Here is a 26,776-nt window from a genome sequence, read left to right as displayed (position 1 = left end):
AGGGCGATGGTGAACGAGAGATCGCTGCGGCCGCCCGCCATCCAGGCATTGTCGACATGCCGCCCATAGCCCTCCCCCACGCCGGTGCGGCTGAACAGGAGGCTGTGGATCTGCCGCGGAAACGCAGCCGCCTGGATCAGCGGATGGCGCCGAAGCTGATCCTGCAGCTCCGCGGCTAGGGCCTGATGCAGGGGGCATTGGCGATCAAGCTGATGGTTGGTCTTCACCCTGCGGGCATGCCAGCCGGCAGTATCCGTGCCCGGCCGCCAGGCATCACCAGCCCCCTGCAACTGCTCGGCCATTGCCCGGCACTGCGCCGCACTCAACAGCGGTTCAATCAGAAAGCGCATGGGAGGTGACGGTTGCTACGGCGAGCCATGACCAGATTGCAGGTGCCACGCACATGAACCGCAATCCGTTCAGGATCGAAGCAGGTTCTGATCGCATCCAGACCGATGAATCGCTCCAGCATCGCCCTGTTTCTGAGCACCCTGGCCCTGGCCGGCGGCACCGTGGCCTGCGGCCAGGCACCCGAGTCCCGTGGGGAGGGTGGCGCCAACAGCAAGGAAGTGCGCAGCCCCGACCAGCCCGAAAAACCCCGATCCCCCAGCAAGGACGATCGCCAAGAAAAACAAGAGGATCGCGAAGCGGGCGAGGGCGGTGAAGGGGGCGAAGGCTGAGAATCAACGCCGTGCTGCCGATCCATAACCTCCTCCATCGCCGTCAGCTGCTCCAGGCTGGGGGGTGGCTCATTGCCGGTGCAGGCCTGCTGGGCGCAGGCTTGGGGCGCCGCGCCCGGGCGATGGGATCGCCAGGGGAGTCACCTCCGATGCCCTTCGATCCCCAGGAATGCCTGCGCAGCTTTGAGCGGGGCCGGCTGATTGCGGAGAACGGTCGGCCGATCCGGCTCTTCGAGGTGGAGGCCAGCAGCATCACGATTCCCCTTGCCGGTGAGGTGCTGTTCAAGGCCTGGACCCTCAATGGCCGCGTGCCAGGCCCGACGCTGCGCGCCAGGGAGGGAGAGCGCATCCGCGTGCTGTTCCGCAATGGCGACAGCACCTCCCACAGCCTGCACTTCCACGGCGTTCACCCCGCCGCCATGGATGGCATCGAGCCGGTGCTCAAAGGGCGCACCGCCGTATATGAGTTCGATCTGCCGCGGGCCGGCCTCTATCCCTATCACTGCCATGTGGCGCCGGTGGCGCGCCATGTGGGCAAGGGGCTGTTCGGGCTGCTGGTGGTGGATCCGATCACGCCCCGGCCGGCCGCAGATGAGCTGGTGCTGGTGATGGGGGGCTACGACCTCAACAACGACGGTCGCAATGAGCTCTATGCCTTCAATGGCATCCCCGATGCCTACATGCACAACCCGATCCGCATCCGGCAGCACCAGCTTGTGCGCCTGTATCTGCTGAACATGACGGAGCTGGAGGCACCGCTCACCTTCCATCTCCATGCCAACGAATTCAGGGTGATCCGCCCGGGTTGGATCGACACCACAGACGTGGTGACGCTGGGGGTGGCCGAAAGACAGATCCTGGAGTTCTCCTTCCCCTTCACCGGCCGCTACATGGTTCACCCCCACCAGGATCAGATCGCCGAACGGGGCTGCATGGGCTTCTTTGAGGTGGTGCCCGCCTGAGGCAGCCGCCCCTGTGCCATTGATCACCTCCCCCGATGGCAAAAGGTCGGGAATGGGGCCGTGTAAGCAGGATCCTGGTGGAACTGCTGCCATTGCCCATGCCACGCCCCCGCAAAGCCCTGGAAATCTTCCTGAGCATGGGAATGGGCGCAGCTGTGCTTAGCGCAGCGATCCAACCTCCCCAGATCCTGGCCCAGCCCAGCCATCACGCGCCGGAATCATCCGGCCTGGGCGGGGAAGGGGGAGAGGGCGGTCATGCCGCCACCGCCCAGACCGACCTCGATCTGCTGGTGGTGCTGGCCCAGATGCAGGGCCATCTGCTGGTGGCCCAGGAGTTGTTGAACCAACAGCTGTACAGCGCAGCCGAGCCCCATGTGGGCCATCCCGTGGATGAGCTCTACGGCGCTTTGGAGCCAGCCCTGCAAAGCCGCAGGATCCCGCCTTTCCTCGCCACCCTGGAAGACCTGCGCCAGCAGGTGCGGCTCAATCCCCAAGCCCCTGCCACCGCCCTGAAGTTGGCCAAGGCCCAGCAGGCCATCGCCGCAGTAGCCCAGACCCTGCCTGGCGGCGGGGCAGCAGACAGCCAAGCGGTGACGGCCGTGGTGCGGCAGCTGGCGGAGACGGCCGTAGACGAATACGGAGCCGCGGTGGCGGGGAATCAGGTCGTTGAAGCGATCGAATACCAGGACGCACGGGGCTTCCTGCTGGAGGCCCAGCGACTGCTGAACCAGGCCGTGGCCAGCCAACCGGTTGACGCCGCCGGGCTGGGCGGAAAGCAACGCACCATCACCGGGATGCTGCAGGCCTTCCCAACGGTGATTCCTCCCCGCACAGCCGCGATGGAAGTGACCCAACTGCAGCGCCTGCAGAAGCAGTTGTGAGCAATTTTGACGCACTCATTTGTGGGGGAAGGAGAGTCTCCCGCCCCAAGCTCGCCAGGTTGCCGATCCCGAGGCAACGCAGCGCTTTCAGTGGGCTTCGGTTGCAGCGGCTGAGCTGAAAGGATCAGAACCCACCTGGATCAGCATGATTACGGCAGGTTCCGAGCCAACCGCGCCTGACAGATGACCCTGTCGACCGTCGATCAGGCGACAGTTCTGATCCGCACCAAACGAGATCTCGCCAGGACCCATCTCGACCCGCATGCCATCCATCGTTGTCACAAACCAGCGGCCAACGATTGGCACAATCCACTGCGGTACAGGGTTTTCGTGCCAGTCATATTCCTGCCCAGGCATGAGGGTCAAAAACACAATATTTCGCGCATCCTCCCGGGGGCCTGACTGCCAGACACTTGCCATTCCCTGGATAAAAGTGGTCAGTTTGAAGTCGTCCAACCACTCCTTTTTCTGATGACTCACGCCTTGATGATCACGCCAGACATACCAAACGTGAAATCCAGGCTGCAATTCGGCGACCATGGACGGCAACAGAAACTGACTCACCCTTAGCAAGGCCTTTCGCATCGGCAGGCCCCACTGCATCGCCACCGAAAGCGATAACCAGCCGAGAGCTAACCGATTACCGCCCTAGGACTGCCTGAGAACCATTATCGTTCCAGCATCCCCAGGCCTGGCTGCTCTGCCCCCGTGACGCACGGATCACACTCTCTCCACTGGACGGTCACCAGCGTTGCCCTGGGGCTGCCCCTGGCCGGGGCCCTTGCCCTGCAGGCCTGTCAGCCAGTCCGCCACCCAGAGGTGATCGCCGCCGATGGCGTTCTTTGCGACATCAGCCAACGCCTTGCCGCAGACGACCTGCGGGTGCGCTGCCTCTTGCAACCGGGAGATGACCCGCACCAGTTCCGGCTGACACCGCAGCAGAGCCGCGACCTCAGCCAGGCCCAGCTGGTGCTAATCAATGGGTATGGCCTCACCCCCTCCTTGGCTGAGCAGAGCAAGGCGGTGGCGGTGGCCGAGCGGGCCGTCCCGGGGAGCCCCGAACTCAAAGTGCTGCAGGACAGCCAAGGCGACCACCAGGAGGAAGGGCACGCCGCTGGCCACGCCCACGCCGATCTCCACGATCACGGCGATCGGGATCCCCACGTTTGGCACGACCCCGGCCAGGCCAGCGCCATGGTGCAGCTGGTGGCCAAGCAGCTCGAGCAGCTCAAACCCGCTGCCAGCCCCCGCATCACCGCCCGGGCCAGGGCGATGACGACCGTGCTCGGCCAGCTCGACCGCTGGAACCGCCAACAGTTTTCCACCATCCCCGTGGCCCGGCCCCTGGCCAGCGGGCACCGCGCCTTCGCCAGCCTGGCGCGGGCCTACGGGCTCCAGGAGCTGCCCCTTGTCGACTCCATGAGCAGCAGCGACAACCTGCGGCCCCAGGCCTTCCAGTCCGTGGTGCAGCAGCTCAAGCAGGAGCAGGTTCCGATGCTGTTCAGCGAACAACTGCCGCCCAGCAAGGCCCTGCAGCGCATCAGCTCCCTCAGCGGCGTTCCCCTTTCAGCCGAGCCCTTGGTGGCCGACGGCCTGGCTCCAGCGGGCGATGGCTCCGCCAGCAGCCTGGTGGCCACCCTCAGCGCCAACACATGCCTGATCGTGAACGGCCTTCAGGGCCGCTGTGACCGGGCCAGCCAACAGGCCCTGATCCAAAGCTGGCAGGCGATTCACTGAAACAAGGGGACAACAAGGGCGGAAGCGTGGATCGCGACCGGATCGCGACTTGATCAAAACATGAATGAGAACCATTATCATTCCTGGAGCGTCCCTCGTGGCGGCCTCCTCAAGCCTGGGTAATCAACGGAATGGCATCGATCCGACAACTAATGGCTGCACCGGCAGTCCTGGGCCTGCTGACGCCTAACGCGGCTGCAGCAGCCGAGCTCAACCTTGAGCGCGTCAACCATTACGCGCGCAGCCAGGAGCAAGTCACCAGCATCAGCCAATTCACCGATCTGCGCCCGAGCGACTGGGCGTACCAGGCCCTCAGCAACTTGGTCGAGCGTTACGGCTGCGTTGCCGGCTACCCCAACGGCACCTTCAGAGGTGGGCAGGCCATGACCCGCTTTGAGGCCGCCGCCCTGCTTAACGCCTGTCTCGATCGCGTCACTGAAGTCACCGACGAGCTCAAGCGCCTGATGGCGGAGTTCGAGAAGGAACTCGCCATCCTCAAGGGCCGCGTCGATGGCCTCGAGGCCAAGGCTGGGGAACTGGAAGCCAGTCAGTTCTCCACCACCACCAAGCTCTCCGGCCTGGCCACCTTTGTGGTGGGTGGGGTGAGCAACAACCCCGCCGGTGAGCAGGTCACGTTCAACTACGACCTGCAGCTCAACCTCGACACCAGCTTCAGCGGCAAGGATCTGCTGCGCACGGTGCTGCGGGCTGGCAACTTCGATGGCGATCGCAATGCCTTCGGTGGCGGCCTCTCCACCCTGGAGATCGCCTTCCAGGAGGAGGGCGGCCCCGACATGGTGGGCATCGACAAGCTCTTCTACCAGTTCCCGCTTGGGCAGTCTCCGATCGGTGGTCAGTTCACCGCCACGATCGGCGGCCGGGTGGGCCAGGAGGACATGCTCGCCCTCTGGCCCAGCGCCTATCCCAGCGACACCATCCTCAACGTGCTCACCCTCAATGGGGCGCCACTGGCTTACAACAAAAACCTCGGCCCCGGTTTTGGCCTCTGGTGGCAAGACAACGGCTGGAGTGTGAGCGCTAACTACGTGGCGGCCAACGGGGCCGATTCCTCCCAGGGCCTATTCAGCAGCACTTCAGCAGGCACCAGCACCGTGCAGCTGGGCTACGGCCAGGAAAACTGGGGCCTCGCAGCGATCTATTCCTATGTGGAGGCCGGTGTGGGTGTGCCCGGTGCCACCCCCTTCATCACCACCCAGATCGAGGAGAACGGCGTCAACACCAATGCCTTTGGCATCAGCGGCTTCTGGCAGCCGGCCCAGAGCGGCTGGATCCCCTCGATCAGCGCTGGTTACGGCGTCAACGGCAGCTCCGGCTCAGACCTGCGCACCAGCCAATCGTGGATGGTGGGCCTGCAGTGGAACGATGTGCTGGCTGAGGGCAACAGCTTTGGCATGGGTGTGGGCCAACCCGCCTTTGCCACCGCCACCCGCAATGGGGCGGCCAGCGAATCCGGCGTGTGGGCTTGGGAGTGGTGGTATCAGTGGCAGATCAGCGATGCCATCTCCGTGACACCGGCAATCTTCGTGCTCAACAATCCGGGGGGGAATCAAGCGGGCGGTAACCAGGTCGGCGCCCTGATCAAAACCAGCTTCCGGTTCTGAGCCAGGGGCGATCGTGCCCTTCCTAGGGTCAACCTAATTCGGCAGCCCCCAACTCGATGACCGCCAGCGCCAGCGAATCCAACGTGATGGCAGCCGCCCCCACAGGCCTGCCGGTAACGATCCTCACCGGCTTCCTGGGGGCGGGGAAAACCACCCTGCTCAACCACATCCTCAGCAACCAGCAGGGCCTGAAAACGGCCGTGCTGGTGAATGAATTTGGCGAGATCGGCATCGACAACGACCTGATCGTCGCCACCGGTGAAGACATGGTCGAGCTGAGCAATGGCTGCATTTGCTGCTCGATCAACGGCGAGCTCCTCGAGGCCGTCTATCGAATCCTGGATCGGCCCGAGCCGGTCGACTATCTGGTGGTGGAAACCACCGGCCTGGCCGACCCCCTACCTGTGGCCATGACCTTCCTGGGCAGCGACCTGCGCGATGCCACCCGGCTCGACTCGATCATCACCCTGGTGGACGCGGAAAACTTCAGCGCCGAGCTGCTGGAAGGAGAGGTGGCCCGAGCCCAGATCGTCTACAGCGACATGCTGCTGCTCAACAAGTGCGACCTGGTGAGCGAAGAGCGCCTGAGCGCCCTGGAGACCCAGCTGCGTGAGATCAAAACCGACGCCCGCATCCTGCGCTCGGTGAAGGGGGAGGTGCCCCTACCCCTGCTGCTGAGTGTGGGCCTGTTTGAAAGCGACAAGATCGTGGCCCAGCAGCTGTCCAGCCCCGAGCCGGAAGACCACAGCGCCTGCGATCACGACCACGATCACGAACATGAACACCATCACAAGCACGAACATGAGCACGGGCACAGCCATGAGCACGCCGCCCATCCCGACCACGCCGCGATAGAGGGCTACACCTCGCTGTCATTTGCGGCCGACGGTCCCTTTGCCCTGCGCAAATTCCAGAACTTCCTCGACAATCAGCTGCCCGCTGAGGTGTTTCGCGCCAAGGGGATCCTCTGGTTTAACGAGAGCGAGCGGCGGCACGTGTTCCACCTGGCCGGCAAGCGCTTCTCAATCGACGACTCCAACTGGCCCGACGCCACCCGCAAGAACCAGATCGTGCTGATCGGCAAGAACCTCAGCCACGACCAAATCCGCCGCCAGCTGCAGCTCTGCGTTGCCAAGGATGCCGGTAAGGGTTTCGCCTGAGCGGAAGCCGGCCAACCTGGCTAGGGTTGTCTTAGCAAATCTTGACGCCATGGCCGAACTGATTCTCTGCTCTGGCGTTCTTGCCCTCTTCGGCCTGGCCTTGTGGCTCACCACCGACTCCGATGACGACAACGGCGGCGGTGGCTTGATGCAGCCGGTTTTGGTGCCCGTGCGGGTTCGTCGCCACCAGTAACTCTGGCTGAAGCCTCCTAATCCTCCAGGAAGGCTGGATCAAAAACCAGGCCCATCTGTTCATCAGAGCTAAGCAAGGTCGATCTCTGACGCAACAGGCACATCACCCGCGTCACCGTTGAACGGGTCGAGCCCACCAGTTCAGCGAGTCGCAGGTGTGAGAGGGCAAAAGGAAGCCAGTACCCTTCAGATGTCCTGCGACCGTGGCCACAGAGCAGGCCTTGAAACAGGGCCACTAGGCGCTGCCCGGCTTGGGGATGGCTTCGCACACGTAACAACACAGCCATCCAATCGCCGAGCAGCTCCTCAGAAGCCTGGAATGAAGTTCCAGGATCCCGCCAGCTGACGGAAACATCGGTCAACGCCTCAAGGCAAGCAACACAACCCGCAGGAATCCGCACCAGCTGCAGATCACCGGGACCTACGAATCCGAGGGTGACTTCAGAGTCACAAATGCGGCAATAGCCATCCGCCAATGAAAGCTGAAGCCATGACCCTGAGCTGGTTGACGCAAGCAGCACCGATTGACCGGCTTTGATCCGCACAACAATTCCCAGACACGGCGGCTGCCTTCCAACAGCTACGGCCCATGATGAGATGGCAAATGCAGAAGAAAACGGGCCTGACGCCAGCATCAAGGGGCCAAACCACGGCACGTGATTATTGCTACGCACGCGAGCATCATCGGCGCCATGACGCGGTCTGTTTGCACTGAAAGTAGTTGAACGACAACAGAGGTACAAGTCATGTCTACCCGAGTTCTGATGGCAGCACTGTTGATCACAACAATGATGGGATCCCTGGCACCGTCCTTGTCATCGGCCTCTAAAAACAATGGATCGAGCCCTGCGCAGGAGCAGCTTTCCGGCAGCCACACCAGAACAGGTGACTTTTGATACCCAGATTTGAATCAGCACAAGTCTGGCGAGGCGTTTTCATCGAGTAGAAGTAGGCGCAGTTGATTCCCGTCCATTGGGAATCCACCTACTTCTGTTGTGAGGAGTTCATGAATCCGTTCCAGCTGATGCTGCTGGCATCGGCCGCACTTGGCTTGGTGCTGCCTGCCGTCATCGCTCCTAAAACCGCAGCCGCAGGTGAACTGGCGTCGCTGAATGGCCGCGAGGCCATCAACGACTACATGGAGCAGCAAGAAATTGACGAACTCAAGGCCTGGCGATCCCAAAACCAGGTCACTAGCGTCAACCAGTTTTCCGACATACGGCCTTCCGACTGGGCCTATCAGGCTCTGAGCAACCTGGTGGAGAAATACGGTTGTGTCGCCGGCTATCCCAACAGCACCTACAAGGTTGGCCAGGCCATGACTCGCTACGAAGCGGCAGCCCTGCTCAACGCCTGCCTCGACCGCGTCACCGAGGTGACCGATGAGCTGCAACGCCTAATGGACGAATTCAAGAAAGAACTCGCCGTGCTCAAGGGCCGCGTAGATGGCCTCGAGGCCAAGGTGGGCGAACTGGAAGCTCAGCAGTTCTCCACCACCACACAGCTACGTGGAAAGGTCGACATGATCATCGGCGCCACCAACTACACCGGTGACGTCAACCAGAACTTTGCCAATAGCCCAGCCTTGAAAGGCAAAAAGAAACAGGAGGCAATCACCTTCAATTACCGGCTGCAACTCGATCTCGACACCAGCTTTACTGGCAAAGACCTGCTGTATACCAGATTTAGAACCGGTAACTTCTCTGGCAATTTTTCGGGAGATCCTATTGGACTCACCCACCTCGAAGACTCCAACATCAATGGGGATGTTCTCAAAGTTGACAAACTCTGGTATCAGTTCCCCGTAGGGAATTCCAAGGGTGCCAACGGCATGATCTTCGTGGGCCCCCGCACCGAGGGCTACTACATGCTGGCCAGCCAACCCACACTTTATGGCAATGGCAATTTCATCCTCAAGGAGTTGAAGGGTCGAGGAGCCTCCGGCGTGTATGGAAACTCAAGCGGCGCGGGCTTCGGAGCCTGGTGGCGGACAAAGAAGAATAGCGCCGGCAATCGATTCAGCATCAGCTCCAACTATGTCGCCCAGAATGGCAGCAACTCGGGTGAAGATGCTACGTACGGCGACGAGGGGCTATTCAACCAGGGCAGTAAGTCTAAATTTATTACCCAATTGGCTTATGGCGGCAGCCAATGGCAAGTGTCGACGGCCTATGCCTGGACATCAGCGGGCGCAACAATGGGGAAAGGCACTTTTTATGGAAGCAAACCGGTCGGCGTGGATCAAACTGCCAGCTCCCTGGCTCTTAATGCCTTCTGGCAGCCAAAGCAAACAGGCTGGATCCCCTCGATCAGCCTTGGTTATGGCGTCAACTGGTTCAGCGGAGGAAACACTGAGGGGCGCGACCAAACCATGGAATGGCTTGTGGGCTTTGAATGGGATAATATAGGGAAAGATGGCAATACTTTGGGCCTGGGCATCAGTGGCCCTCAGTGGGTAACAAAGGGGAGCCAGAGAGACAACGATTCTGGCCTTGCTGTGGAACTTTGGTACAAGTATCAAGTGACCGACAACATCTCGATCACACCTGCAGTATTTTACCTGAGCAATCCCCTAGGCAATGCAACAGTTGGTGACTTCGGCACAATCGGCTATCTCATGAAAACCACTTTTCGCTTCTGAATCCGAGAGGCCTCCCAGCCTCATAACATAGCTCACATCTAACCAGCCCCCATGCTCGGAGAGGGCTTTTTGCTGCCCACTTATCAACGAAAACAGACTCCTCAAGGATAATCAGGAGGCAGCGGTGGAGGAGGCCCCGGCTGCAGCAACACAGGCACGCGTAAGCCTCAGAGATCGCCGCGTTCAATCAAATTGAGAGTATCTTCAGCACTCCCTCCATCAGCTCCAGGATTCGAGGCAGGGATGGAGTCATTGGCGGCAGGATTGACGACGGATTCCTTTGTTTTTTGGTTGAGTTTTTCGCGCTCACAGTTTTCGCCTTCACCGACTGGAACGCATTCAGCGCTATCGGCCAAGAGTTGGGCTTCTTCAGCAGAGAAGGGAATCAACGAAGCTGCATCCACAGGAGCCGCAGAGCCCCCGATCATGCTGGCCGTCGCCAGAAACAGAGCAAGACTGGTGCGCTGGGCCATGGACGAAACCAGAACGGAGGGATACAGATTTATTTTAAGAAAAGACGGCGCACCACAGTCCCTCTGTAGGCAGACGATTAACGCTAAAGGCCAAAGACGCACACCCATGTGTATCATTGGTCACCCAGCCCACATCCGCAGCAAGTTGGTCTGGCAGCGATAGAGAAGATCAAGGGCGTCGGACCGGCCATGGGCAGCAGCCATGGCCTTACAAGCCGTCTCCAACTCAAACAGCAATTCGCGCTGCTCAGAGGAACGGACAGCACTCTGCACCCAACCCACGGCGACATAACGCACTCCGTCCGTGACAGCCTCGACTCGATGCAGACAGCCGCTGGGGTAGACGATGGCCGAGCCAGCACGAAGCCGCACTAGCTCTTCTCCTAGGGGCAATTCAAGGGTGAGGGCGCCTCCGCTGTAGCTCTCCAGATCAGAGAGGAACAGTGTGAAGGACAAATCTGTTCGCCCTCCAGGCATGAACGGGTTGTCAACGTGGCGGCCATAGCCCTCACCCACGGCGCTGCGGCTGAACAGCAGACTGTGTATCTTCAGCGGGATGGCAGCAGCCCGGAACAAGGGGTGGGCATCGAGCGCAGACAGAACCACATCTGCAAGGGCTGCAAAATCAGGATGCTGCTTATCCAGTTGCCAATTGTTTTTCACCTCTTTGGCGTAGCTGCCAGCAGTCTGAGCACCGGGAAGCCAGGCAGAATCATCCAGATTGGTCAATCTAGATTGAAGCTGCTGAAGATCTTGGGCTAATAGCAGATTTTCAAGCGGAAAGTGCATGGCTAAACCAACCTGCGGAAACGACCGTCAGCACCCATCTTGAAGCAGATCGACACCCACCAGCCCCACACCCTCCTGTGCTTTTTGCTACACGCCAGCGGCATCAATGAAGCGGGCAAGCAAAGCCTGACTGGATAAGCTCATGAGAAAAGGATGCAAGCAACCACTGTGCTCCCAAAGCTTTTCAAACATTCTGTTCTCAGCTTGGGTGTGCTGGCCATTGGCGCAGCCGCCACAGCCGTGGCGAGCAGCCTCAACGGCTTGGCGATGGCGCAATCCCGCGAGGTACGCGTCTATTCAGGCCGCCATTACAGCAGCGACAACTCAATCTACGAACGCTTCACCAAAGCCACTGGCATCAAGGTGCGGCTTCTAGAATCGAACGATGCGGCCATCATCGAGCGCCTGCGCAGGGAAGGGAACAACAGTTCTGCCGATGTGATGATTCTGGTTGATGCGGCTCGGCTCGACAACGCTACCCGAGAAGGGATGTTTCAGCCGATTCGTTCGGCTGAACTGATGCGTGACGTGCCCCTTTCCCTACGGGATCCCCAGGGGCGCTGGTTTGGCCTCACCAGACGGGTGCGTGCCCTCGCCATCAACCCGTCGGTGCTTAACCCCAAAACCATCAACACCTACGCCGATCTCGCCAAGCCTCAGCTCAAGGGGAAATTGTGCTTGCGCAATCGCTCCAATGTTTACAACCAGTCGCTCGTCGCAGATCAAATGGTGCTGCGAGGCGATGCGGCAGCAACCCAATGGGTAAAAGGGATGGTGACCAACCTCGCCGAACCGGTCTTCAGTAGCGACATGTCGCTGGCGCGCGCCGTCGCGCAAGGTGAGTGCGGCGTAGGCGTCGTTAACAGCTATTACGTTGCCCGCATGCTCTCCGGGCAGACCGGCGCTGCCGACAAGACCCTAGCCAAAAAAATCACCATTAAATTTCCAAATCCAGCCCATGTGAACGTCAGCGGCGCCGGCGTCACCCGCTACGCCAAAAACAAACCGGAAGCGATCAAACTGATTGAGTTTCTCAGCTCACCGACAGGCGGAGAAGGGTATGCATCAGGCAGCTTTGAATATCCGCTCAAAGGGTTTGGAAACAATCCAATTCTGCGCCGCTTTGGCAATTTCAAATTTGACGGTGTTTCCTCATCCCAGCTCGGCTCCAAAACCCGGGCAGCCATCCAATTGATGGCTGCCAACGGCTGGGAGTAGCGGTTCGTGCAGCAAGCTGGTTCCCGTCTTTAAGTCGCAGACATTTCGTTGAGCACGGCCCGCGATCGTCTCCCCCTGTTGCCATGGCGCAACCGAATCGATCTATGGCGTGACATCAGTCGCAGCCGGGCCGGACTGGTTGCCTTGGTGATGGGGGTCAGCCTGCTGGCCATCCTGCCTTTGCTTGCCCTAGTCAAAGAAGTATTGCTCAGTGGCCAGGAGCAGGCCGCTGGTCTGGGGCCCGATGGACTCGCTCAGATTCGCGGCACCTTGCTTCTGGTGCTAGGGGAGGGCGTCCTCGGAGCCGTCGTGGGCACGACCATCGGTTGGCTGACGGCCGTATGTCGCTTCCCCGGCCGCCGGTGGCTGCGCATCGCCCAGCTTCTGCCCATGGCGTTTCCGGCCTATCTCCTGGCCGCCAGCTTGATTGACTGGGGCAGCTACCGCGGCCTGCGAATCCATGGCCTCGGCTGGGCGGTGGTGCTGCTCAGCCTGGCCAATTACAGCTATGTCTTTCTGCTGAGTACCGAAAGCTTCTCGGTGAGCGGCCGCCGCCTGCTGGAGGCCAGTCGCAGCCTAGGTGTCGGCCCATGGGCGAGCTTTTTTCGAATTGCCCTACCGATTGCTCTGCCTTCGATCGGCGCGGGCGTCGCCCTCAGCGCCATGGAAGTGGTCAACGAACTCGGCGCGGTGCGCCTGCTCGGGGTTCCAAGCTTGTCGGCCGGAATCCTCGACCGCTGGCAACTGGCCGGAGATCCCCAGGGGGCCGTAGCCCTGTCGTTGGTGGCCCTGGCCATTGTGGCGGTGCTGATCGCCTCGGAACGGCTGCTCCGCCAGCGCAGCCGCCAGTGGAATCTGGAGGGCTCCAATGGGGGCAACCATGCCTGGCAACTGCATGGCTGGCGGGCTGCCCTAGCCCAGCTGATCACGGCCATCCCCCCGCTCTGCGCCCTGGCGATCCCGATGCTCTGGATCCAGCAGGGCTGGGAGGGTCTACACAGCGAGCCGCTCGACGAACTGCTCCAGCTCTCTGGACGCAGCTTGGGCCTCGCCCTTGCTGCCACTGGCGTCACCGGATTCGGGGCCCTGCTGCTGGCGATCTGCCGGCGCTGGAACCCCCATCCGGTGGTGCAACAACTCACCTTCGTATCCGGCCTGGGATACGCCATTCCCGGCAGTGTTCTGGCCCTTGGCCTGATGGTGATCGGCGGCCCAGCCGGTCTGGGTCCGGTGCTGCTGTTGCTCTGGGGCTATGGCGATCGCTTTATCGCCGTGTCCAAACAGGGGCTGGATGCGGCCCTGGAGCGGATCCCCCCGAGCATCGATGAAACGGCCACCAGCCTGGGTTGCGATTGGTTGGGGGTGCTGCGTCGCATCCACCTGCCACTCCTGAAGGGCCCCATGGTGGTGGGCTCACTCCTGGTGTTCGTGGATGTGGTGAAGGAGCTGCCGATCACCCTGGCGCTGAGACCGTTCGATTTCGACACCCTGGCGGTGCGCGTGTTCCAATACGCCAGTGATGAGCGGGTGGGCGCGGCCATGGCGCCAGCGCTGTTGATCATGGTGTTCGGCTTGGCTGCCTCTCTCGCCCTGATACCAAGCTTGGAGCGGCGCAACTAGTCGCGGCCGCAACGGCACTTGCCGCCCTTCCACTTCGAGCATTTGCTCTGCTTGCAGCCCTTTTTCTTGTCAGCGCTGGGGCCGCGCTGGCCGAGGGGGGAAGGAGCGTCGTTGCTGGGGCCGATGGGCTTGGCCATAACGGCAACCTCAATTCAGAGGTTGAATTCTTGAATCAGCCTATGGAGGCCCAGGCCTGCCACGGGCGGACTTTGCGCTGCTTTGACGCCGGATTACAGGCGGTTGTGCCAATTGCAACACGTTTCCTTTAGGACGACTGTGGCTACGGTGCAGCTAGCGAATCGATCAACCCCATGGTGCATTTCACCACCAGCACCAACACCAACAACCCCGTGGCCACCGGGCCCGCAGGGCGGGCGATGGCCCAGCCGATGGAGGCCTCCCTGCTGGAGGGTCTGCAGCAGCATCTAACGATGGAACGCCAAGCCAGTGCGGCCTACTGGGCCATGGCGATCTGGTTTGGCGAGAGGGAGCTGCGGGGCTTCTGCCGGTACCTCAAAGGTGAGGCCAGCAACGAACAACACCACGCGGGGTTGGTGGCCGACTACTTGGTCGCCCGCGGCCAAACCGTGCAGCTGGAAGCGGTGGCACCACCCCGCCAGCACTGGTCAGGCGCCGAAGAGCTTTTCGCCGCCGTCTTCCAGATGGAGGCGGAGGTGACCAGCTCCCTGCAACAGCTCTATGCCATGGCGGAGCGGGCCGGCGATGTGCGCACCACCGTGTTCCTCGATCCGATGGTGCAAGGGCAGATCGACTCCGAACACGAGGCGGCCCACCTGCTGGGGCGGATTCGCTTCGCCCAGGCCAACCCCGCCGCCATGCTGGTGATTGATGGGGAGCTGAGCGAGGGCAAGCACGCTCCCGAATCGCTCGCCTGAGCCCGGCTCAGCAGGGCAGGGGCCGGTGGGTGAGTTCCGTCAGGAATGCCAGGGCGAGGCGGTCCCGCAGACCATGACTGCGGCCGAGCTGCAGGGCACTGACCTGCAGCTCCTGTCGGCGGATGCGCAGCAGCTGCAGCTCCTGCTGCAGGCGGCGCACCAAACCCTCCTCGCGACAGCGGCCCAGGTCATCTGCCACCTGCCGGGAGCGGCAACGTAACCGGTCTGCTTCCCGGCAGAGGCTGGCGACCAGGCTCTCCGATGCTGGGGAGCTGCTTGGGGGGATCTGACTGGACATGGCAGGTCTCAGGCTGCAGCAAAGGGCGCGGTTTCAATCAATTCCGGAGCCAGGCGCATGCCGGCTTCGCCGACGGGGGCCTCGATCAGCCGGGCCTGGCGGATGCGGGAAATCAACCGGGTGGTGGTCACCCGGGTGGTGCCGATCAGTTCACCGATGCGCTCGTGGGTGAGACGGAACGGCAGATCGCACCAACTTCCGCAACGGCGCCCCAAGCGGCGAACCAGCAGCCCGAACAGGGCATGCAGGCGCTGCTCGGCGCTGCCCAGGTGGCGGATGCGCAGGAGCTGCAGGGTCCATTCGTTCACGGCATCGAAGCCTTCGCCTTGGCGGGGTTCGGCATCGCTGCGGAAGCTCAGGGCAGTGAGGGCCTCGATGCAGACGCCTTCGCTGCAGAGCCGATCTGTGCAGAGCTGGTCGCCGGCCTGCAGGAAGGCGAGGGTCATTCCTTCGGTCTCCTCGCAGGGGCAGTAGACGCGGGCCACCCCATCGAGCACCTCGATGCAGCTGCCACTCGGCCGGCGAGCCGGATCCAGCAGCACGGTCTGACCTGCCGGCATGCGCACGGCGGCAACGGGATCGTCGGGAAGGAAGCGAAAACTCATGGCCGAGGGGAGGGGGCTTATTGCGAATGACTCGCAACCTAAACAAGCACCCGCCCCTTTTGCAAGCGATTCTCAATAACAACTGTCAATTGCAACCGGGCTTAGGGGTGGCGCGGCGCACCAAATCGGCGGCACAAAAGCCCCAAAGATGGAGCCGCGGCTGGCTAGGGCCAGTCACTGATTGCGTTTTTTGCCAACATTTACTTCCAGGGCGACATCATGTTGGAGCGGATCCATGCTTTGTGGCCCTACGCAACAGGCTCCTGCCAGATAGCTTCGCCCTGGTCAAGATATGGTTGTTTCCCACCAATGCTGGGGAGTACTTATTCATGGTGAACCGCAAGATTCTGGCCAGCTGGCCCTGCCGCCGGATCGGCCTGCTGGCCGCAGCTGCCATCGGTTTAGCTGCAAACGGTTTTGCTGTAACCGGTTTAGCTGCAACCGCCTTAGCTGCAGCTCCCGCCCTGGCCCAGTCGGGCACGCTCTACAAGCTTGACACCAAGTGCAGCGTCAAGGGCGGGGCGCCCCAGGCTTGCGTCATTGAGGCCGTCAACGAGGGCAGCGCCACCCTCTACCGCCACATCATCGGCAAAACCGTGGAGACGATCCGCGTCACCGACAGCCCCGTGCGGATGAGTGTCTGGGTCGAGAGCACCAAAACCTGGAAAAACCTAGACAACGCAGCGGCGCGCTTTTCCACCAACACGATCTGCTTCAACGGTCGGGATCTCTGTGCCGTCAACCCCAACTACCTCAACAGCGTTCGGGAAGATCGTCCCGACGCCACCGCCGGCCGGGATTTGATCAAGGTGCAGTTTGGCGCCGACGGCCGGATCAACCTCACCTGCTACGACGACGGCTGCAAGGGGGTCGGCCAATGAGAAACTCCCTAAACGGCCCCCTAGCTGGATTCGGCCTGGTGTTGGCCGGTGTGATGGCCCTGCCCATGGGCGTAGCCCTGGCCTTTGAGCGCCCCTTGCCAGAGAGCAGCACCGCCGCACTGTTCGACCAACTGGTGGCTCGCGGCGGCGGACGCGGTGGCGGAGGTGGTGGCGGACGCTTGGGTGGCGCCGGCGGAGGTGGCGGCCGCAAGGCTGGCGGCCAGAGCGGCTTCAGCAACGGCGGCCCCGGACTTACCCGCGGCTCCACCAAGCCCGCAGGGGGCTGGAGCAACAGGGCCCAAATGGGCGGAGGCCTCGCCGGAGGCGGCGGACCATCCCTCAATCGCCCCGCAGCGTCGACCCGTCCGGCCGCCGCCACCCGTCAGGCAGCGGGGTCTCGCCCCGGCGGCTCGATCGGCAGTGGTGACCGCATGGCCACTCGGGACAAACCCGCAACCCGCGACCTGAACCGGGATGTCAATCGCAACGTAAACCGCGATATCAACCGCAACATCAACCGCGATATCAATCGGAACTGGAGCCGCAACGTCAACCGCGTCAACACCTATCCCGGCTGGGCCCGGCCCGGTTGGGGCGTGGCTCGGCCCTGGAACCACGGCTGGTATGGCGGCTGGAGCACCCCTCCCAGCTGGGGTTGGTGGGGCGCGCGGGCTGCAACCTGGGGAATCGCCAGCCTGACTACCGCAGCCATCATTAACGACGCCGTAAGCAACGCCATTGACGCCCACAACGACTACATAGTTGTGGCCAACACGAACTACGAGTTGCTCTACGGAACGGTCCAACCGACGAGCAGCGATTCGGTCAGCTTCGTGATCAAGGTGGACGGCTCTGAGTACCAGCTCAATGCCAACTGCAACCGCGGCACCATCAATGGCCAGGACCCCAGCAGTGCCGCTGAAGCCGAGCTGCTAAATGCCGCTTGCCAGGTGGCCTACGGGTCGGCCTGAGGTTGCTGCACCGGGCGCAAGGCCCTGATGCTCCAAGGGCCCGCGGCAAACTCCGCGGGCTTTTTTTGCAGGTCAAAATCCAGCCAATCATCGCTGCGAAAACTCTTGAGCCGCTACTTAGTTCGCCCAAGCCACCGACTATCAATGCCAGCCAAGTTATTGCGCTTTTCGCAAAGTTCTGCGTTATCTGCAGCTGCCTGCCTCTGCATCGCAGCTACCCCTGCCAAGGCCGAGCCCTGGCGCAGCAGCGTCGAGCTCTATGGGCCAGTGCCCCTGAGGCTCGACACCACAACCACGGTTGCAACCCAAAACAACCGCAGCGTGACCACCGAGGCCGTGCTGAACCTGGGCCAGGTTCTCGACAATCTCCAGTGGATCACGGCTGTACGAGGCAGTGTGGAAAAGGGTCGCTGGGGTGTGCTCACCGACCTGAGCTACACCAAGCTCGGCCAGGAGGATGGGGCCACCACCCCCAACGGCTTACTCACCGGCCGGGCGAGTGTCAATGTCAGCCAGGGCATCTACGACCTGGCAGTGCGCTATCGCTTTGGGGAGCCAGAGGCGGCGGTGGGCACACCCGGACAATTCAGCCTGATCCCCTACGCCGGCATTCGCGTCATTGATGCCCAAATGGATGTCTCTGCCCAGGTTGATCTGGGCAACATTCTCAGCGTTCAACGACAGGGCAACTTCGGCCGCACCTGGGCCCAACCCCTGCTGGGCACCCAGGCCAGCCTGTTTCTCTCACCGCGGCTGCGGGCCTTTGCCCGCGCTGATATCGGTGGCTGCGGGCTGGGCGGCGCCAAAGATCTCTCCGGCAAAGCCCAGATCGGCCTGGGCTACGCGGTGGGCAACAGCACCGATCTGAACATTTCCTGGCGCTATTTCGGGCTTGATTACAATAATGGTGACAATCCAGACAGTGGCTTCAGCAGCTACCAGAATGGCTTGGAAATTGGTTTGAAATTCTTCTTCTGATCCCCATGGCCCGTCGTTCCTCCTTCTTTTCAGACTTCAAAGCATTCATCAACCAAGGCAACGTGGTTGGACTGGCCGTTGCCGTTGTCATCGGCGGAGCCTTCGGCAAGGTGGTGGACGCCATCGTCAGTTTGGTGATGACCTCCCTGCTGGAACCAGCTCTCAAGGCTGCAAATGTGGCGGCCATCAGTGACTGGCCCGCCGGCTTGGTGATCGTCGCCCTGATCAATTTTCTGGTGATCGCCTTTGTGGTGTTTCTGATCGTGCGGGCCATCGAAGCGATGAAGCGTGGCGATCAGGCCGCCGCCGGCCCTGACCCCCAGGCCCAGCTGGCAGCCGCTGCAACACGGCTGGCCGAGGCCCTCGAGCAACGTCAACTCTGAGTGATATCCAAACTCTGAGTGATATCCAAGCCAGGCGGCCTGACGATGCAGCGGAAGCCCATGTGGCTGGTGCTGGTGTCGATCCCCTGGGCCATGCGGGCCGCAGGCCGGTAGCGACGGCAATAGCTGGGGGCACAGAGAAAGGAGCCGCCTTTCACCACCTTGCGCGGCGCAGCGCCGTGCTGGGAGCCGGGGTCGATGCTTGCCTGCTTGCGGGCGCTCTGGGCCTCGGCGCAGCACCCGGCCGGCCCTGGCTGATGGGGACCGTACCAGCTGTCGGTCCATTCCCAAACGTTGCCGATCATGTCCACCAGGCCGTAGCCGTTGGCGGGGTACGCGCCTACCGGCGAGGTGAGCTCCCAGTCATCCAGGCAGCTGTTGTGATGGGGGAAGTCACCCTGAAAGGTGTTGGCCACGGGCACTCCGCCGGGATGGAGTTCGTCGCCCCAGGCGAATTCGCAACCCTCCCGGCCGCCCCAGGCGGCCCTCTCCCACTCCTCCTCCGTGGGTAGTTGCTTACCGATCCAGCTGGCGTAGGCCGCTGCATCGGCGTGGGCCACATGCACCACCGGGTGCTGGCCGCGGCCCTTGATTGAGCTGCCGGGGCCCTCGGGATGGCGCCAGCTGGCGCCGGGCACGTACTGCCACCAGCTGTAGTGGTTGGCCTGCCCTACGGTTCCGGCCGGTGGCACGAACACGATCGAGGCCGGTTGCAGCTGGGCCGGATCTGCATCGGGGTAGAGGGCCGAATCTGCGAAGCTCTCAGCCAGGGTTCGGTAGCTGGTGGCCTTCACAAACTTCAGGAACTGGGCATTGGTGACCGGGGCCCGATCGATCCAGAACCCCGCCAGCTCCACCCGGTGGGCAGGGGCCTCCTCCGGATAGTGCTGGTCGGAGCCCATCCAAAACGAGCCCCCCGGAATCCACACCATGCCGGAGGCTGGTGGTCGTCCGGGAGGCTTGCTCACCATGGATCAGGCAGCGCCGCTAGCGGCCTGTTCGAGTTTTTCCATCACCCGCTCCAGCGAGAAGCTGGCCGCCTTCTGGCGCGGTGGGTACTCCACAAAGGTTTTGAGGAACTCGCCCACATAGGTCTGGGCCGGCACGAGCATGAACACGTGGTCGAACATCCAGTCCCAGTAGGTGTTGGAGGTGATGTCGGCCCGCTCGTAGGGATCGGTGAGCAGGTTGAAGATCTTGGGCACCCGCAGCTCCACGAAGGGCTCGGCCCAGATCTGGCAAGTTCCCTGCTCGCGCTGCTCCTTGAACACAAACTTCCAGTTGTCGTAGCGCAGGCCCACCAGATCGCCGTCGTCGGAGAAGTAGAAGAACTCCTTGCGGGGGCTCTTGTCCGCCTTGCCCGTCCAGTAGTCGAGCATGTTGTAGCCATCCAGGTGGATGCGGAACGTTTTGTTCCCCACCTGGTGTCCCGTGAGCAGTTTCTGCTTGATCTCCGGCTCGCCGGCCGCGGCCAACAGCGTCGGCAACCAGTCGAGGTGGCTGCAGATGCCGGTGATGTTGGTGCCAGCGGGGATGTGGCCGGGCCAGCGCACCAGGGCCGGCACCCGGTAAGCACCCTCCCAGTTGGTGTTCTTTTCGCTGCGGAAGGGAGTCATCCCCGCATCGGGCCAGCTGTTCATATGCGGGCCGTTGTCGGTGCCGTACATCACGATGGTGTCGTCGGTGACGCCGAGCTCATCGAGCAGGTCGAGCATTTCACCGATGCATTCGTCGTGATAGATCATTACGTCGTGATATTCCGACTGCCAGCGTCCGCTGCGGCCCACATCCTGCGGGCGCGCGTAGGTGCGGAAGTGCATGTGGGTGGTGTTGAACCACACGAAGAAGGGCTCCCCAGACGCCACCGCATCGCGGATGAAGCGCTTGGCTTCGGCCATAAATTCATCATCGGCGGTTTCCATCCGCTTGCGGGTGAGCGCTCCGGTGCTCTCGATCCGCTGGGTGCCATCGCCATTAGCCCAGCAATGCAGCACACCGCGGGGGGCGAAGCGCTTGCGGAAATTGGGAAACTCGGGATCATCCTCCTTGGGGTAATCGCGCAGTTCCGGCTCTTCCTCCGCATTGAGGTGGTAGAGGTTGCCGAAGAATTCATCAAAGCCGTGCATCGTCGGCAGATGCTCATCGCGGTCGCCGAAGTGGTTCTTGCCGAACTGGCCAGTGCGATAACCCTGGGGCTTGAGCAGCTCGGCGATGGTGGGGTCTTCATCCTTGAAGCCCTGCTCGGCCCCCGGCAGGCCCACCTTGCTGAGCCCGGTGCGGTAGACGCTCTGGCCGGTGATGAAGGCGGCGCGACCGGCGGTGCAACTCTGCTCGGCGTAGTAGTGGATCAACTTGGCCCCTTCATTTGCCACCCGGTCGATATTTGGGGTCTGGTACCCCATCAGTCCGTGGCTATAGCAGCTCAGGTTGCTCTGGCCGATGTCATCGCCCCAGAGGATGAGGATGTTGGGCTTTCCGTTCGGCATGGGTGGAAAAGAGCGACGAGAGAGGGCAAGTACGCCTGGTCAAAGGATGGAAATGAATGGCCCCGATGACTGGAGATTCATGCACTTCTTCACACCCACCTTGAGGAGCCAAAACACAAGCGCGAATGGATCAATTCAGCGCAAAACGCAAACCCCAAGAGGACGATGGTTCAGGCCTGGCTTTGGGTGCGGTGTTGCCAGCGCAGAAAGGGCCCCGAGAGCAGCACGGTGATGAGCAGATACACCAGGATTCCCAATTTGACCGCCGGGACCCCGGGGGCGAAGGTGCCCGCCAGCAGCAGTGCCAGGCCCGGGTTGCGCATCGAGGTGACCAGGGCGAGGGTGACCCGCTGGCGCGGATCCCGGTCGGCCAGCCCATAGCCAAGGGCCAGGCTGATCAGCACCAGGGCTGCCATCACGGGCAAGGCCACGAGATTGGCCCCCACGTAGGTGACCAGCATCGGAGCCGTCTTCCAGAGCACCCCCAGCACCAACAGCAGCAGCAGCAGGTTGGCGATCCGGTCGAGGGGCGTCTCCAGCCGGCTGGCCCAGCCTGGAGCCAAGCGCCGCAGCACCAAACCAAGCAGCAGCGGCAACCACTGGGCCCCGGCCACCTGGCTAGCCACATGGCGGGGCTGGATCGCCCAACCGGCCACCCCGAATGTGTCGGTGAACAGGATCGCCAGCAGCGGGATCGTGAGGATCGCCACTAGGGCGGCCGCCACCTGGAGCAGGGCCGCCAGGGAGCGATCTCCCCCGGTCTTGCCCGCCTTGCGCAGCAGCAAGGGGGCACTGGGACACACGGCCATCAGGGAGATGGCAAAGCGGGCCGGCTGGGAGAGGGCCAGGGTGGGGGGCCAGAGCAGCAGCAGCAAGGCCGCCAGCGGAACCAGCACGCAGGTGCCCAGAAGCGCGCGCAGCAGCAGGACCCGATGCTGTTGCCAGCGGCTGAAGCCATCGAGGGGCAGCCCCACCCCCAGGGCAAACATGATCATGAACAGGGTGGCCTGGACCAGCAGGGACGGAGACGGGGCCATCACGACAAGGTGCCCAAAGAGAAACAGGGAGAACAGAGAGTGAATGAAGCGGTCTGAAGACAGCAGGGCCCGACCCGCGCGCTTAGGGGCCTGCCCCGAAGGCCACCAGCAGCAGGGCCACCACCCCGATCAGGGTGATCAGCACCGCCGTGGCCGCCGCCAGCTGGGGCTTGTCGCGGTAGACGTAGTCGTTCTGATGGAGACGGCGCAATTCGCGGCGGTATTGGATCGTGGCCCCCACCATCGCCAGGACCCCTGTGAGCAAAAAGCCCGCCGCCACCAGCTGCACGCCGCGCTGAGCCTGCACGTCACCGGAGGCGGCAGCGCGATCAATGGCCGCAATGATCTTGTCGAGACCGAAGCCGAAGCTGATCAGGGAGAGGCAGGTGCGGATCCAGGCCATCAGGGTGCGCTCGGCCGCATCCCGGTTGCGCTGTTTGGCCAGTTCGTTGGTGAGGTTCACGGGCGCCCCTCCGGGCTCAGGGATCGATGGGATGCTTCGGCCTCCAAATCACGGGCCAAGAACACATTGAGCAAGGTGCGGATCACGGCCACCACGCCCAATTGCACCAAATGGGCTCCGGTGGGGGAAGTGGAGGTGGCGACGATGTCGGCCCCTAGCTGAAACTCCAGAGCCATCGCCAACCAGCTGCCGAAGGTGAGCCTCACCGCCTGAAAAGCACTGGGGCCGCGCCGCCGGGCACGCCAGCCCTGCCAGGCCTGGCGCAGGGTGATCAACAAACCAAGCACCACTGTGGCAAGCGAGAAGGCCTCAAGCACGCTGCGCAGGGCCATTGCCAGGGCCGCCAGGCCCTGATCAAAAACAACCAACAAGCTGGGTTCTGAGCTAGGCATCGAGGTCAGCTGGCAAGCATGGGTGCATTCGCTTTCCAAAAGCTAAGGAGCACTGCCGATGCCGGCAGCTGCGCTGACGCTTTTGCGAAATCCTGCGCGAGCCCCTACTCCGCCGCCGCACAGCTGGGGCAGAGGGCCCGCACGTTGAGCACGCACTCGAGCAGGCGGAAGCCATGGCCGCCCGCGGCCTGCTCCCCCGCTTGGAGCACCGCAGAATTTTCAAATTCCTCAGTGCGGCCGCAGCGGACACACACCAGATGGTGGTGGTCGCGATGGGCATCACTGGCCAGCTCAAAGCGGCGCCCACCCTCGGGCAGCTCCAGCTCCTGCAGCAGCCCCATGGAGCTCAGCAGCCGCAGGGTGCGGTACACCGTGGCCAGCGATACCCGCTCCTCGCTCCGGAGCAGGCGCTGGTGCACCTCTTCAGCTCCCAGGTGGCTACCTTCACCGATGCGCTCGAACAGGGCCAACACACGCTGCCGCTGGGGCGTGAGCCGCTGACCGCGATCGTGCAGGCTGGTGCGCAGGCCATCCCCACTAGCGGGAAGGGTTGGGGGGGGAAGCTGGGCTCCAGGGCTTAGTCGGGCAGTCAAAGCGTGATCCCAGGCTTCTCAACAATAGGCGCAGTTGCGAAGAACAGATGTAGTTGCGAAGAGGTGCCATGAGTAAACCCCGGGCCGTCTTTCTAGATGCCCTCAGCTTGGGCCCGGTGGACCTGGCTCCCCTTGAGCGTCATGTCGAGCTGATCTGCTGGCCGAGCACCCCGCCGGAGCTACGCCTGGAGCGGCTGCAGGGGGCCGCGATCGCGATCACCAACAAGATCCGGCTGGATGGGGAGCTGTTGGAGCAACTGCCCCAGCTGCGGCTGATTTGCGCGGCTAGCACCGGCACCGACCAGATCGATGGCCAGGCCTGCAGCGAGCTCGGCATCGCCGTGCGTAATGCAGGTCGCTACAGCACGGCCTCGGTGGTGCAGGTGACCTGGGCGTTGATCCTCGAGCTGGTCTGCGATCTGCAAACCCGGCGGCGCCAGGTGCAAGAGGGCGCCTGGCAGCACAGCCCGGTGTTCGCCCTGGTGGAGCCGGAATTCGAGGAGCTGTCCGGCCGCACGCTCACGGTGCTGGGAGCCGGCACGATCGGCCGAGGCGTGGCAGCCGTGGCGGAGGCCTTCGGGATGGAGGTGCGGCTGATCACCAGTCGCAGCGGTGCCGGCGAACTCGAAGCGGCCCTGCGCCAGGCAGATGTGCTGAGCCTGCATGCCCCGCTCAACCCGGCGACCCGGGGCCTGCTCAACGCCGAGCGGCTGGGCTGGTTGAAGCCGTCTGCCGTGCTGGTGAATCTGGGCCGGGGCGGCCTGATCGAGCTGCCGGCCCTAGTAGAAGCCCTAAGGCGAGGGGCATTGGCCGGAGCCGCCCTCGACGTGCTCGACCAGGAGCCCCCTGGCGCCGAGTTGGATGCACTTAAAGAGTTGCCAAATCTGATCCTGACGCCCCACATTGGCTGGGCTTCCCGCCAGGCCCGCCAGCGACTGGTGGCCGCCCTGGCCGAGGCGCTGGAGAGCGAAATCGGGAGCTGGGGATGACAGGCCGCAGCGGAGCACCAACACTGCAGGGAGTTCACTCCCCTGCCATGCCCCGCTCCCATCCGCGCCTGCTCGGTTGCGTCATTGCCGCGGCCCTGGCGATCGGCGGCGCCTGCCCTGCCCTGGCAGCACCCGCAAACCCCACCCGGGCCTCCCTACAGGGCGTCACCTTCACGGTGAGCAGCCAGGGGGAGGGCTCGGTGCGCCAGCTCACCATCGCCACCAGCGGCACCCCCCGGGCGATTGCCCCGATTCGGCAGGAGATTCTCGGCAGCGTCAGCGGCGTGGAGGTGGCCGACCTCGATGCCAACGGACTGCCCGAGGTGTACGTGTTCATCACCAGTGCCGGCAGCGGCAGCTACGGCTCAGTGGAGGGTTGGGCCCTGAACAAGGGGCGGCGATCGCTCTCCTCGATTCACCTGCCGGAGCTCAGCGGCAAGGCGGCCGAGGGTTACCAGGGCCACGATGAATTCGCGGTGGTGGAGCTCACCCTGGCCCGCCGATTCCCGATCTACCGCCCTGGCGATAGCAATGCCAAGCCCACTGGGGGCACCCGCCAGATCAGCTACAAGCTCGTGCCGGGAGAGGCGAGCTGGCAGCTAAAACCGGTGCGGGTCGACACGTACTGAGATGGCTGGTGGTGGCTGGAGGCTGCTGGCAGGGGGTTTGCGCGCCACCCTGCTGGGGGCGGCGACCCTGCAGCCCCTGGGTGCCGATGCCAGGGGCGACGGGCTGCGGGAAGCCATCGCCGCCTTTGAGCAGCGGGGGTTCGTGATCCGCCGGGAGCATCCCCGCTGCGCCGAGCCCCAGCTCTTTGGGTTGTACGTGCGCGGCCGGCGGGAGGTGGTGGTCTGCCCGAAGGGCAACCAGCTGGTAACCCTGCTGCACGAGGGCTGGCATGGGGTGCAATCGCTGTGCCTGCGCGGCACCCCCCTGGTGGGCAGCGATGCCCTGCTGCGGCAGCTGGGGCGCCGGGATCGCCGCGAGCTGCAGCTGCTCTATCGCCCCGACCAATGGCAACGGGAGGCCGAGGCCCGGGTGATGGCCCGTGAACCCCTGGGCCGCTACCTGGAGGCCCTCGATCGGGCCTGCGCCGCCCCAGCCCCCCAGGCGCCGAAGGCAGACTGAATTACCTCCTAAGGCCGCGCGAGCCATGCCCACCCAAGCCGCCGTTCAGGCCTATTACGGCCAGGAGCTCACCGGCACGGCCGACCTCAAAACCAGCGCCTGCTGCGATGCCGATGCGGTGCCGGCCTGGCTGCGGCCGCTGCTGGCCCGGATCCACCCCGATGTGCTGGCGCGCTACTACGGCTGCGGCCTGGTGTGCCCCCCCCTGCTGGAGGGCTGCCGCATCCTCGATCTGGGCTGCGGCACCGGCCGCGACGTCTACGCCCTGGCCCAACTGGTGGGGCCCAGCGGTTCGGTGGTGGGCGTCGACATGACGCCGGAGCAGCTGGCGGTGGCCCGCGAACACCTGGCCTTCCATGCCGAGCAGTTCGGCTACGCGAATGTGTCGTTCTTGGAGGGCACGATCGAAGCCCTCGAGGCGTTGCCCCTGGAGCCAGCCAGCTTCGATGTAATCGTGAGCAACTGTGTGCTCAACCTCTCCACAAACAAGGCGGCGGTGCTGCAGGGGGTGAAACGGCTGCTCAAGCCGGGCGGTGAGCTGTATTTCTCGGATGTGTACGTGGATCGGCGCCTGCCGGAAGCGGTGCGGCGCGATCCGGTGCTTTACGGCGAGTGCCTGGGGGGAGCCCTCTACTGGAACGACTTCCTGCGCCTCGCCAAGGGCGCCGGCTTCCTTGACCCGCGACTGGTGAGCGACCGCG

General features: G+C 63.1%; 32 protein-coding genes and 1 pseudogene. 19 read left to right on the top strand and 14 right to left on the bottom strand.

What is annotated here, in order from left to right; all coding sequences use genetic code 11:
• Positions 1-350, bottom strand: a pseudogene (locus KBZ15_RS02605) (PKHD-type hydroxylase); the annotation flags it as partial.
• A 105-nt stretch (positions 351-455) separates the two neighbouring features.
• Between KBZ15_RS02605 and KBZ15_RS02600 the strand changes: the two are divergent.
• From KBZ15_RS02600 to KBZ15_RS02590, 3 genes are all read left to right on the top strand, one after another.
• Entirely contained in the window at positions 456-680 is a 225-nt protein-coding gene (locus KBZ15_RS02600; RefSeq protein ID WP_255013092.1) for a hypothetical protein, read from the top strand.
• Positions 681-829: 149 nt separating this feature from the next.
• Positions 830-1,642 carry a multicopper oxidase domain-containing protein gene (locus KBZ15_RS02595; RefSeq protein WP_255013090.1) on the top strand — a complete coding sequence of 271 codons (813 nt, stop codon included), beginning with the start codon at positions 830-832 and terminating at the stop codon, positions 1,640-1,642.
• Positions 1,643-1,740: 98 nt separating this feature from the next.
• Complete coding sequence (locus tag KBZ15_RS02590) at positions 1,741-2,523, top strand: hypothetical protein (protein ID WP_255013088.1); 783 nt, start codon at positions 1,741-1,743, stop codon at positions 2,521-2,523.
• 87 nt (positions 2,524-2,610) lie between these two features.
• On the opposite strand, the gene KBZ15_RS02585 is transcribed toward KBZ15_RS02590, so the two are convergent.
• Positions 2,611-3,063, bottom strand: coding sequence for a cupin domain-containing protein (locus tag KBZ15_RS02585; protein WP_255013086.1), 453 nt, complete (start codon positions 3,061-3,063; stop codon positions 2,611-2,613).
• A gap of 168 nt (positions 3,064-3,231) precedes the next feature.
• Here KBZ15_RS02585 and KBZ15_RS02580 point away from each other — a divergent pair, with 168 nt between their 5' ends.
• The 4 genes from KBZ15_RS02580 to KBZ15_RS02565 all read left to right on the top strand — a co-directional run bounded on the left by KBZ15_RS02580 (position 3,232) and on the right by KBZ15_RS02565 (position 7,235).
• Positions 3,232-4,260, top strand: a complete 1,029-nt coding sequence (locus tag KBZ15_RS02580) for a metal ABC transporter substrate-binding protein (RefSeq protein WP_255013084.1) — start codon at positions 3,232-3,234, stop codon at positions 4,258-4,260.
• A 152-nt stretch (positions 4,261-4,412) separates the two neighbouring features.
• Entirely contained in the window at positions 4,413-5,882 is a 1,470-nt protein-coding gene (locus tag KBZ15_RS02575; protein WP_255013082.1) for an iron uptake porin, read from the top strand.
• A gap of 56 nt (positions 5,883-5,938) precedes the next feature.
• Positions 5,939-7,042, top strand: a complete 1,104-nt coding sequence (locus tag KBZ15_RS02570; RefSeq protein ID WP_255013080.1) for a GTP-binding protein — start codon at positions 5,939-5,941, stop codon at positions 7,040-7,042.
• Positions 7,043-7,091: 49 nt separating this feature from the next.
• On the top strand, positions 7,092-7,235 hold the full coding sequence (locus KBZ15_RS02565; RefSeq protein WP_254929994.1) for a hypothetical protein: 144 nt from the start codon (positions 7,092-7,094) through the stop codon (positions 7,233-7,235).
• Between the two features lie 16 nt (positions 7,236-7,251).
• On the opposite strand, the gene KBZ15_RS02560 is transcribed toward KBZ15_RS02565, so the two are convergent.
• Positions 7,252-7,908, bottom strand: a complete 657-nt coding sequence (locus KBZ15_RS02560) for a helix-turn-helix domain-containing protein (protein WP_254929993.1) — start codon at positions 7,906-7,908, stop codon at positions 7,252-7,254.
• A gap of 332 nt (positions 7,909-8,240) precedes the next feature.
• Between KBZ15_RS02560 and KBZ15_RS02555 the strand changes: the two genes are divergently transcribed.
• Positions 8,241-9,875, top strand: coding sequence for an iron uptake porin (locus KBZ15_RS02555; RefSeq protein WP_254929992.1), 1,635 nt, complete (start codon positions 8,241-8,243; stop codon positions 9,873-9,875).
• A 167-nt stretch (positions 9,876-10,042) separates the two neighbouring features.
• Here KBZ15_RS02555 and KBZ15_RS02550 read toward each other — a convergent pair whose 3' ends face one another.
• Both KBZ15_RS02550 and KBZ15_RS02545 read right to left on the bottom strand, forming a co-directional pair.
• Positions 10,043-10,348 (bottom strand): hypothetical protein, encoded by a 306-nt coding sequence (locus tag KBZ15_RS02550; RefSeq protein WP_254929991.1) that lies wholly within the window; start codon positions 10,346-10,348, stop codon positions 10,043-10,045.
• A gap of 120 nt (positions 10,349-10,468) precedes the next feature.
• On the bottom strand, positions 10,469-11,137 hold the full coding sequence (locus KBZ15_RS02545; RefSeq protein ID WP_254929990.1) for a Fe2+-dependent dioxygenase: 669 nt from the start codon (positions 11,135-11,137) through the stop codon (positions 10,469-10,471).
• Positions 11,138-11,290: 153 nt separating this feature from the next.
• Here KBZ15_RS02545 and KBZ15_RS02540 point away from each other — a divergent pair, with 153 nt between their 5' ends.
• Positions 11,291-12,355 carry an extracellular solute-binding protein gene (locus KBZ15_RS02540; protein WP_255013078.1) on the top strand — a complete coding sequence of 355 codons (1,065 nt, stop codon included), beginning with the start codon at positions 11,291-11,293 and terminating at the stop codon, positions 12,353-12,355.
• A 150-nt stretch (positions 12,356-12,505) separates the two neighbouring features.
• Positions 12,506-13,975: an iron ABC transporter permease gene (locus KBZ15_RS02535; RefSeq protein WP_254930011.1), complete on the top strand. Its 1,470-nt coding sequence runs from the start codon at positions 12,506-12,508 to the stop codon at positions 13,973-13,975.
• Here KBZ15_RS02535 and KBZ15_RS02530 read toward each other — a convergent pair.
• Entirely contained in the window at positions 13,972-14,112 is a 141-nt protein-coding gene (locus KBZ15_RS02530) for a hypothetical protein (protein WP_254929989.1), read from the bottom strand. The genes KBZ15_RS02535 and KBZ15_RS02530 overlap by 4 nt on opposite strands.
• Positions 14,113-14,286: 174 nt before the next feature.
• Between KBZ15_RS02530 and KBZ15_RS02525 the strand changes: the two genes are divergently transcribed.
• Positions 14,287-14,871 (top strand): ferritin, encoded by a 585-nt coding sequence (locus KBZ15_RS02525; protein ID WP_254929988.1) that lies wholly within the window; start codon positions 14,287-14,289, stop codon positions 14,869-14,871.
• Positions 14,872-14,878: 7 nt separating this feature from the next.
• Here the strand turns inward: KBZ15_RS02525 and KBZ15_RS02520 are convergent, their stop codons facing one another.
• On the bottom strand, positions 14,879-15,169 hold the full coding sequence (locus KBZ15_RS02520) for a hypothetical protein (protein WP_254929987.1): 291 nt from the start codon (positions 15,167-15,169) through the stop codon (positions 14,879-14,881).
• Between the two features lie 8 nt (positions 15,170-15,177).
• The gene (locus KBZ15_RS02515; protein WP_255013076.1) at positions 15,178-15,774 is read right to left on the bottom strand and encodes a Crp/Fnr family transcriptional regulator; all 597 of its coding nucleotides are present in this window, start codon (positions 15,772-15,774) and stop codon (positions 15,178-15,180) included.
• 296 nt (positions 15,775-16,070) lie between these two features.
• Between KBZ15_RS02515 and KBZ15_RS02510 the strand changes: the two genes are divergently transcribed.
• The 4 genes from KBZ15_RS02510 to mscL all read left to right on the top strand — a co-directional run bounded on the left by KBZ15_RS02510 (position 16,071) and on the right by mscL (position 18,987).
• Complete coding sequence (locus KBZ15_RS02510; RefSeq protein WP_255013074.1) at positions 16,071-16,655, top strand: hypothetical protein; 585 nt, start codon at positions 16,071-16,073, stop codon at positions 16,653-16,655.
• On the top strand, positions 16,652-17,626 hold the full coding sequence (locus tag KBZ15_RS02505) for a hypothetical protein (RefSeq protein WP_254929984.1): 975 nt from the start codon (positions 16,652-16,654) through the stop codon (positions 17,624-17,626). Before KBZ15_RS02510 ends, KBZ15_RS02505 begins: the two co-directional genes overlap by 4 nt.
• 159 nt (positions 17,627-17,785) lie before the next feature.
• Positions 17,786-18,604, top strand: a complete 819-nt coding sequence (locus KBZ15_RS02500) for a hypothetical protein (protein WP_255013072.1) — start codon at positions 17,786-17,788, stop codon at positions 18,602-18,604.
• The gene (gene mscL, locus KBZ15_RS02495) at positions 18,601-18,987 is read left to right on the top strand and encodes a large conductance mechanosensitive channel protein MscL (RefSeq protein WP_396123388.1); all 387 of its coding nucleotides are present in this window, start codon (positions 18,601-18,603) and stop codon (positions 18,985-18,987) included. Before KBZ15_RS02500 ends, mscL begins: the two co-directional genes overlap by 4 nt.
• On the opposite strand, the gene KBZ15_RS02490 is transcribed toward mscL, so the two are convergent.
• The 6 genes from KBZ15_RS02490 to KBZ15_RS02465 all read right to left on the bottom strand — a co-directional run bounded on the left by KBZ15_RS02490 (position 18,978) and on the right by KBZ15_RS02465 (position 23,958).
• Positions 18,978-19,919 (bottom strand): formylglycine-generating enzyme family protein, encoded by a 942-nt coding sequence (locus KBZ15_RS02490; RefSeq protein ID WP_255013070.1) that lies wholly within the window; start codon positions 19,917-19,919, stop codon positions 18,978-18,980. The genes mscL and KBZ15_RS02490 overlap by 10 nt on opposite strands.
• Positions 19,920-19,961: 42 nt before the next feature.
• Positions 19,962-21,473: an arylsulfatase gene (locus KBZ15_RS02485; protein ID WP_255013068.1), complete on the bottom strand. Its 1,512-nt coding sequence runs from the start codon at positions 21,471-21,473 to the stop codon at positions 19,962-19,964.
• A 170-nt stretch (positions 21,474-21,643) separates the two neighbouring features.
• The gene (locus KBZ15_RS02480) at positions 21,644-22,510 is read right to left on the bottom strand and encodes a bile acid:sodium symporter (protein WP_255013066.1); all 867 of its coding nucleotides are present in this window, start codon (positions 22,508-22,510) and stop codon (positions 21,644-21,646) included.
• 82 nt (positions 22,511-22,592) lie between these two features.
• On the bottom strand, positions 22,593-22,973 hold the full coding sequence (locus KBZ15_RS02475) for a DUF202 domain-containing protein (RefSeq protein WP_255013064.1): 381 nt from the start codon (positions 22,971-22,973) through the stop codon (positions 22,593-22,595).
• Positions 22,970-23,341 (bottom strand): DUF1622 domain-containing protein, encoded by a 372-nt coding sequence (locus KBZ15_RS02470; RefSeq protein ID WP_255013063.1) that lies wholly within the window; start codon positions 23,339-23,341, stop codon positions 22,970-22,972. Before KBZ15_RS02470 ends, KBZ15_RS02475 begins: the two co-directional genes overlap by 4 nt.
• A gap of 128 nt (positions 23,342-23,469) precedes the next feature.
• Positions 23,470-23,958 (bottom strand): Fur family transcriptional regulator, encoded by a 489-nt coding sequence (locus tag KBZ15_RS02465; RefSeq protein ID WP_396123387.1) that lies wholly within the window; start codon positions 23,956-23,958, stop codon positions 23,470-23,472.
• A 68-nt stretch (positions 23,959-24,026) separates the two neighbouring features.
• On the opposite strand from KBZ15_RS02465, the gene KBZ15_RS02460 reads away from it, so the two are divergent.
• The 4 genes from KBZ15_RS02460 to KBZ15_RS02445 form a co-directional block, all read left to right on the top strand.
• Positions 24,027-24,947, top strand: a complete 921-nt coding sequence (locus KBZ15_RS02460; protein WP_255013062.1) for an NAD(P)-dependent oxidoreductase — start codon at positions 24,027-24,029, stop codon at positions 24,945-24,947.
• A gap of 47 nt (positions 24,948-24,994) precedes the next feature.
• The gene (locus KBZ15_RS02455; protein WP_255013061.1) at positions 24,995-25,576 is read left to right on the top strand and encodes a hypothetical protein; all 582 of its coding nucleotides are present in this window, start codon (positions 24,995-24,997) and stop codon (positions 25,574-25,576) included.
• Between the two features lie 37 nt (positions 25,577-25,613).
• Positions 25,614-26,075 (top strand): hypothetical protein, encoded by a 462-nt coding sequence (locus tag KBZ15_RS02450; RefSeq protein ID WP_255013060.1) that lies wholly within the window; start codon positions 25,614-25,616, stop codon positions 26,073-26,075.
• A gap of 25 nt (positions 26,076-26,100) precedes the next feature.
• The coding region (locus KBZ15_RS02445; RefSeq protein ID WP_255013059.1) for a methyltransferase domain-containing protein at positions 26,101-26,776 on the top strand (676 nt) is incomplete at its 3' end.

Origin of the sequence: Cyanobium sp. BA20m-p-22 (genome assembly GCF_024346275.1) — a bacterium.
Lineage (GTDB): Bacteria > Cyanobacteriota > Cyanobacteriia > PCC-6307 > Cyanobiaceae > Cyanobium_A.
This window is presented reverse-complemented; position numbering and strand designations above follow the sequence as displayed.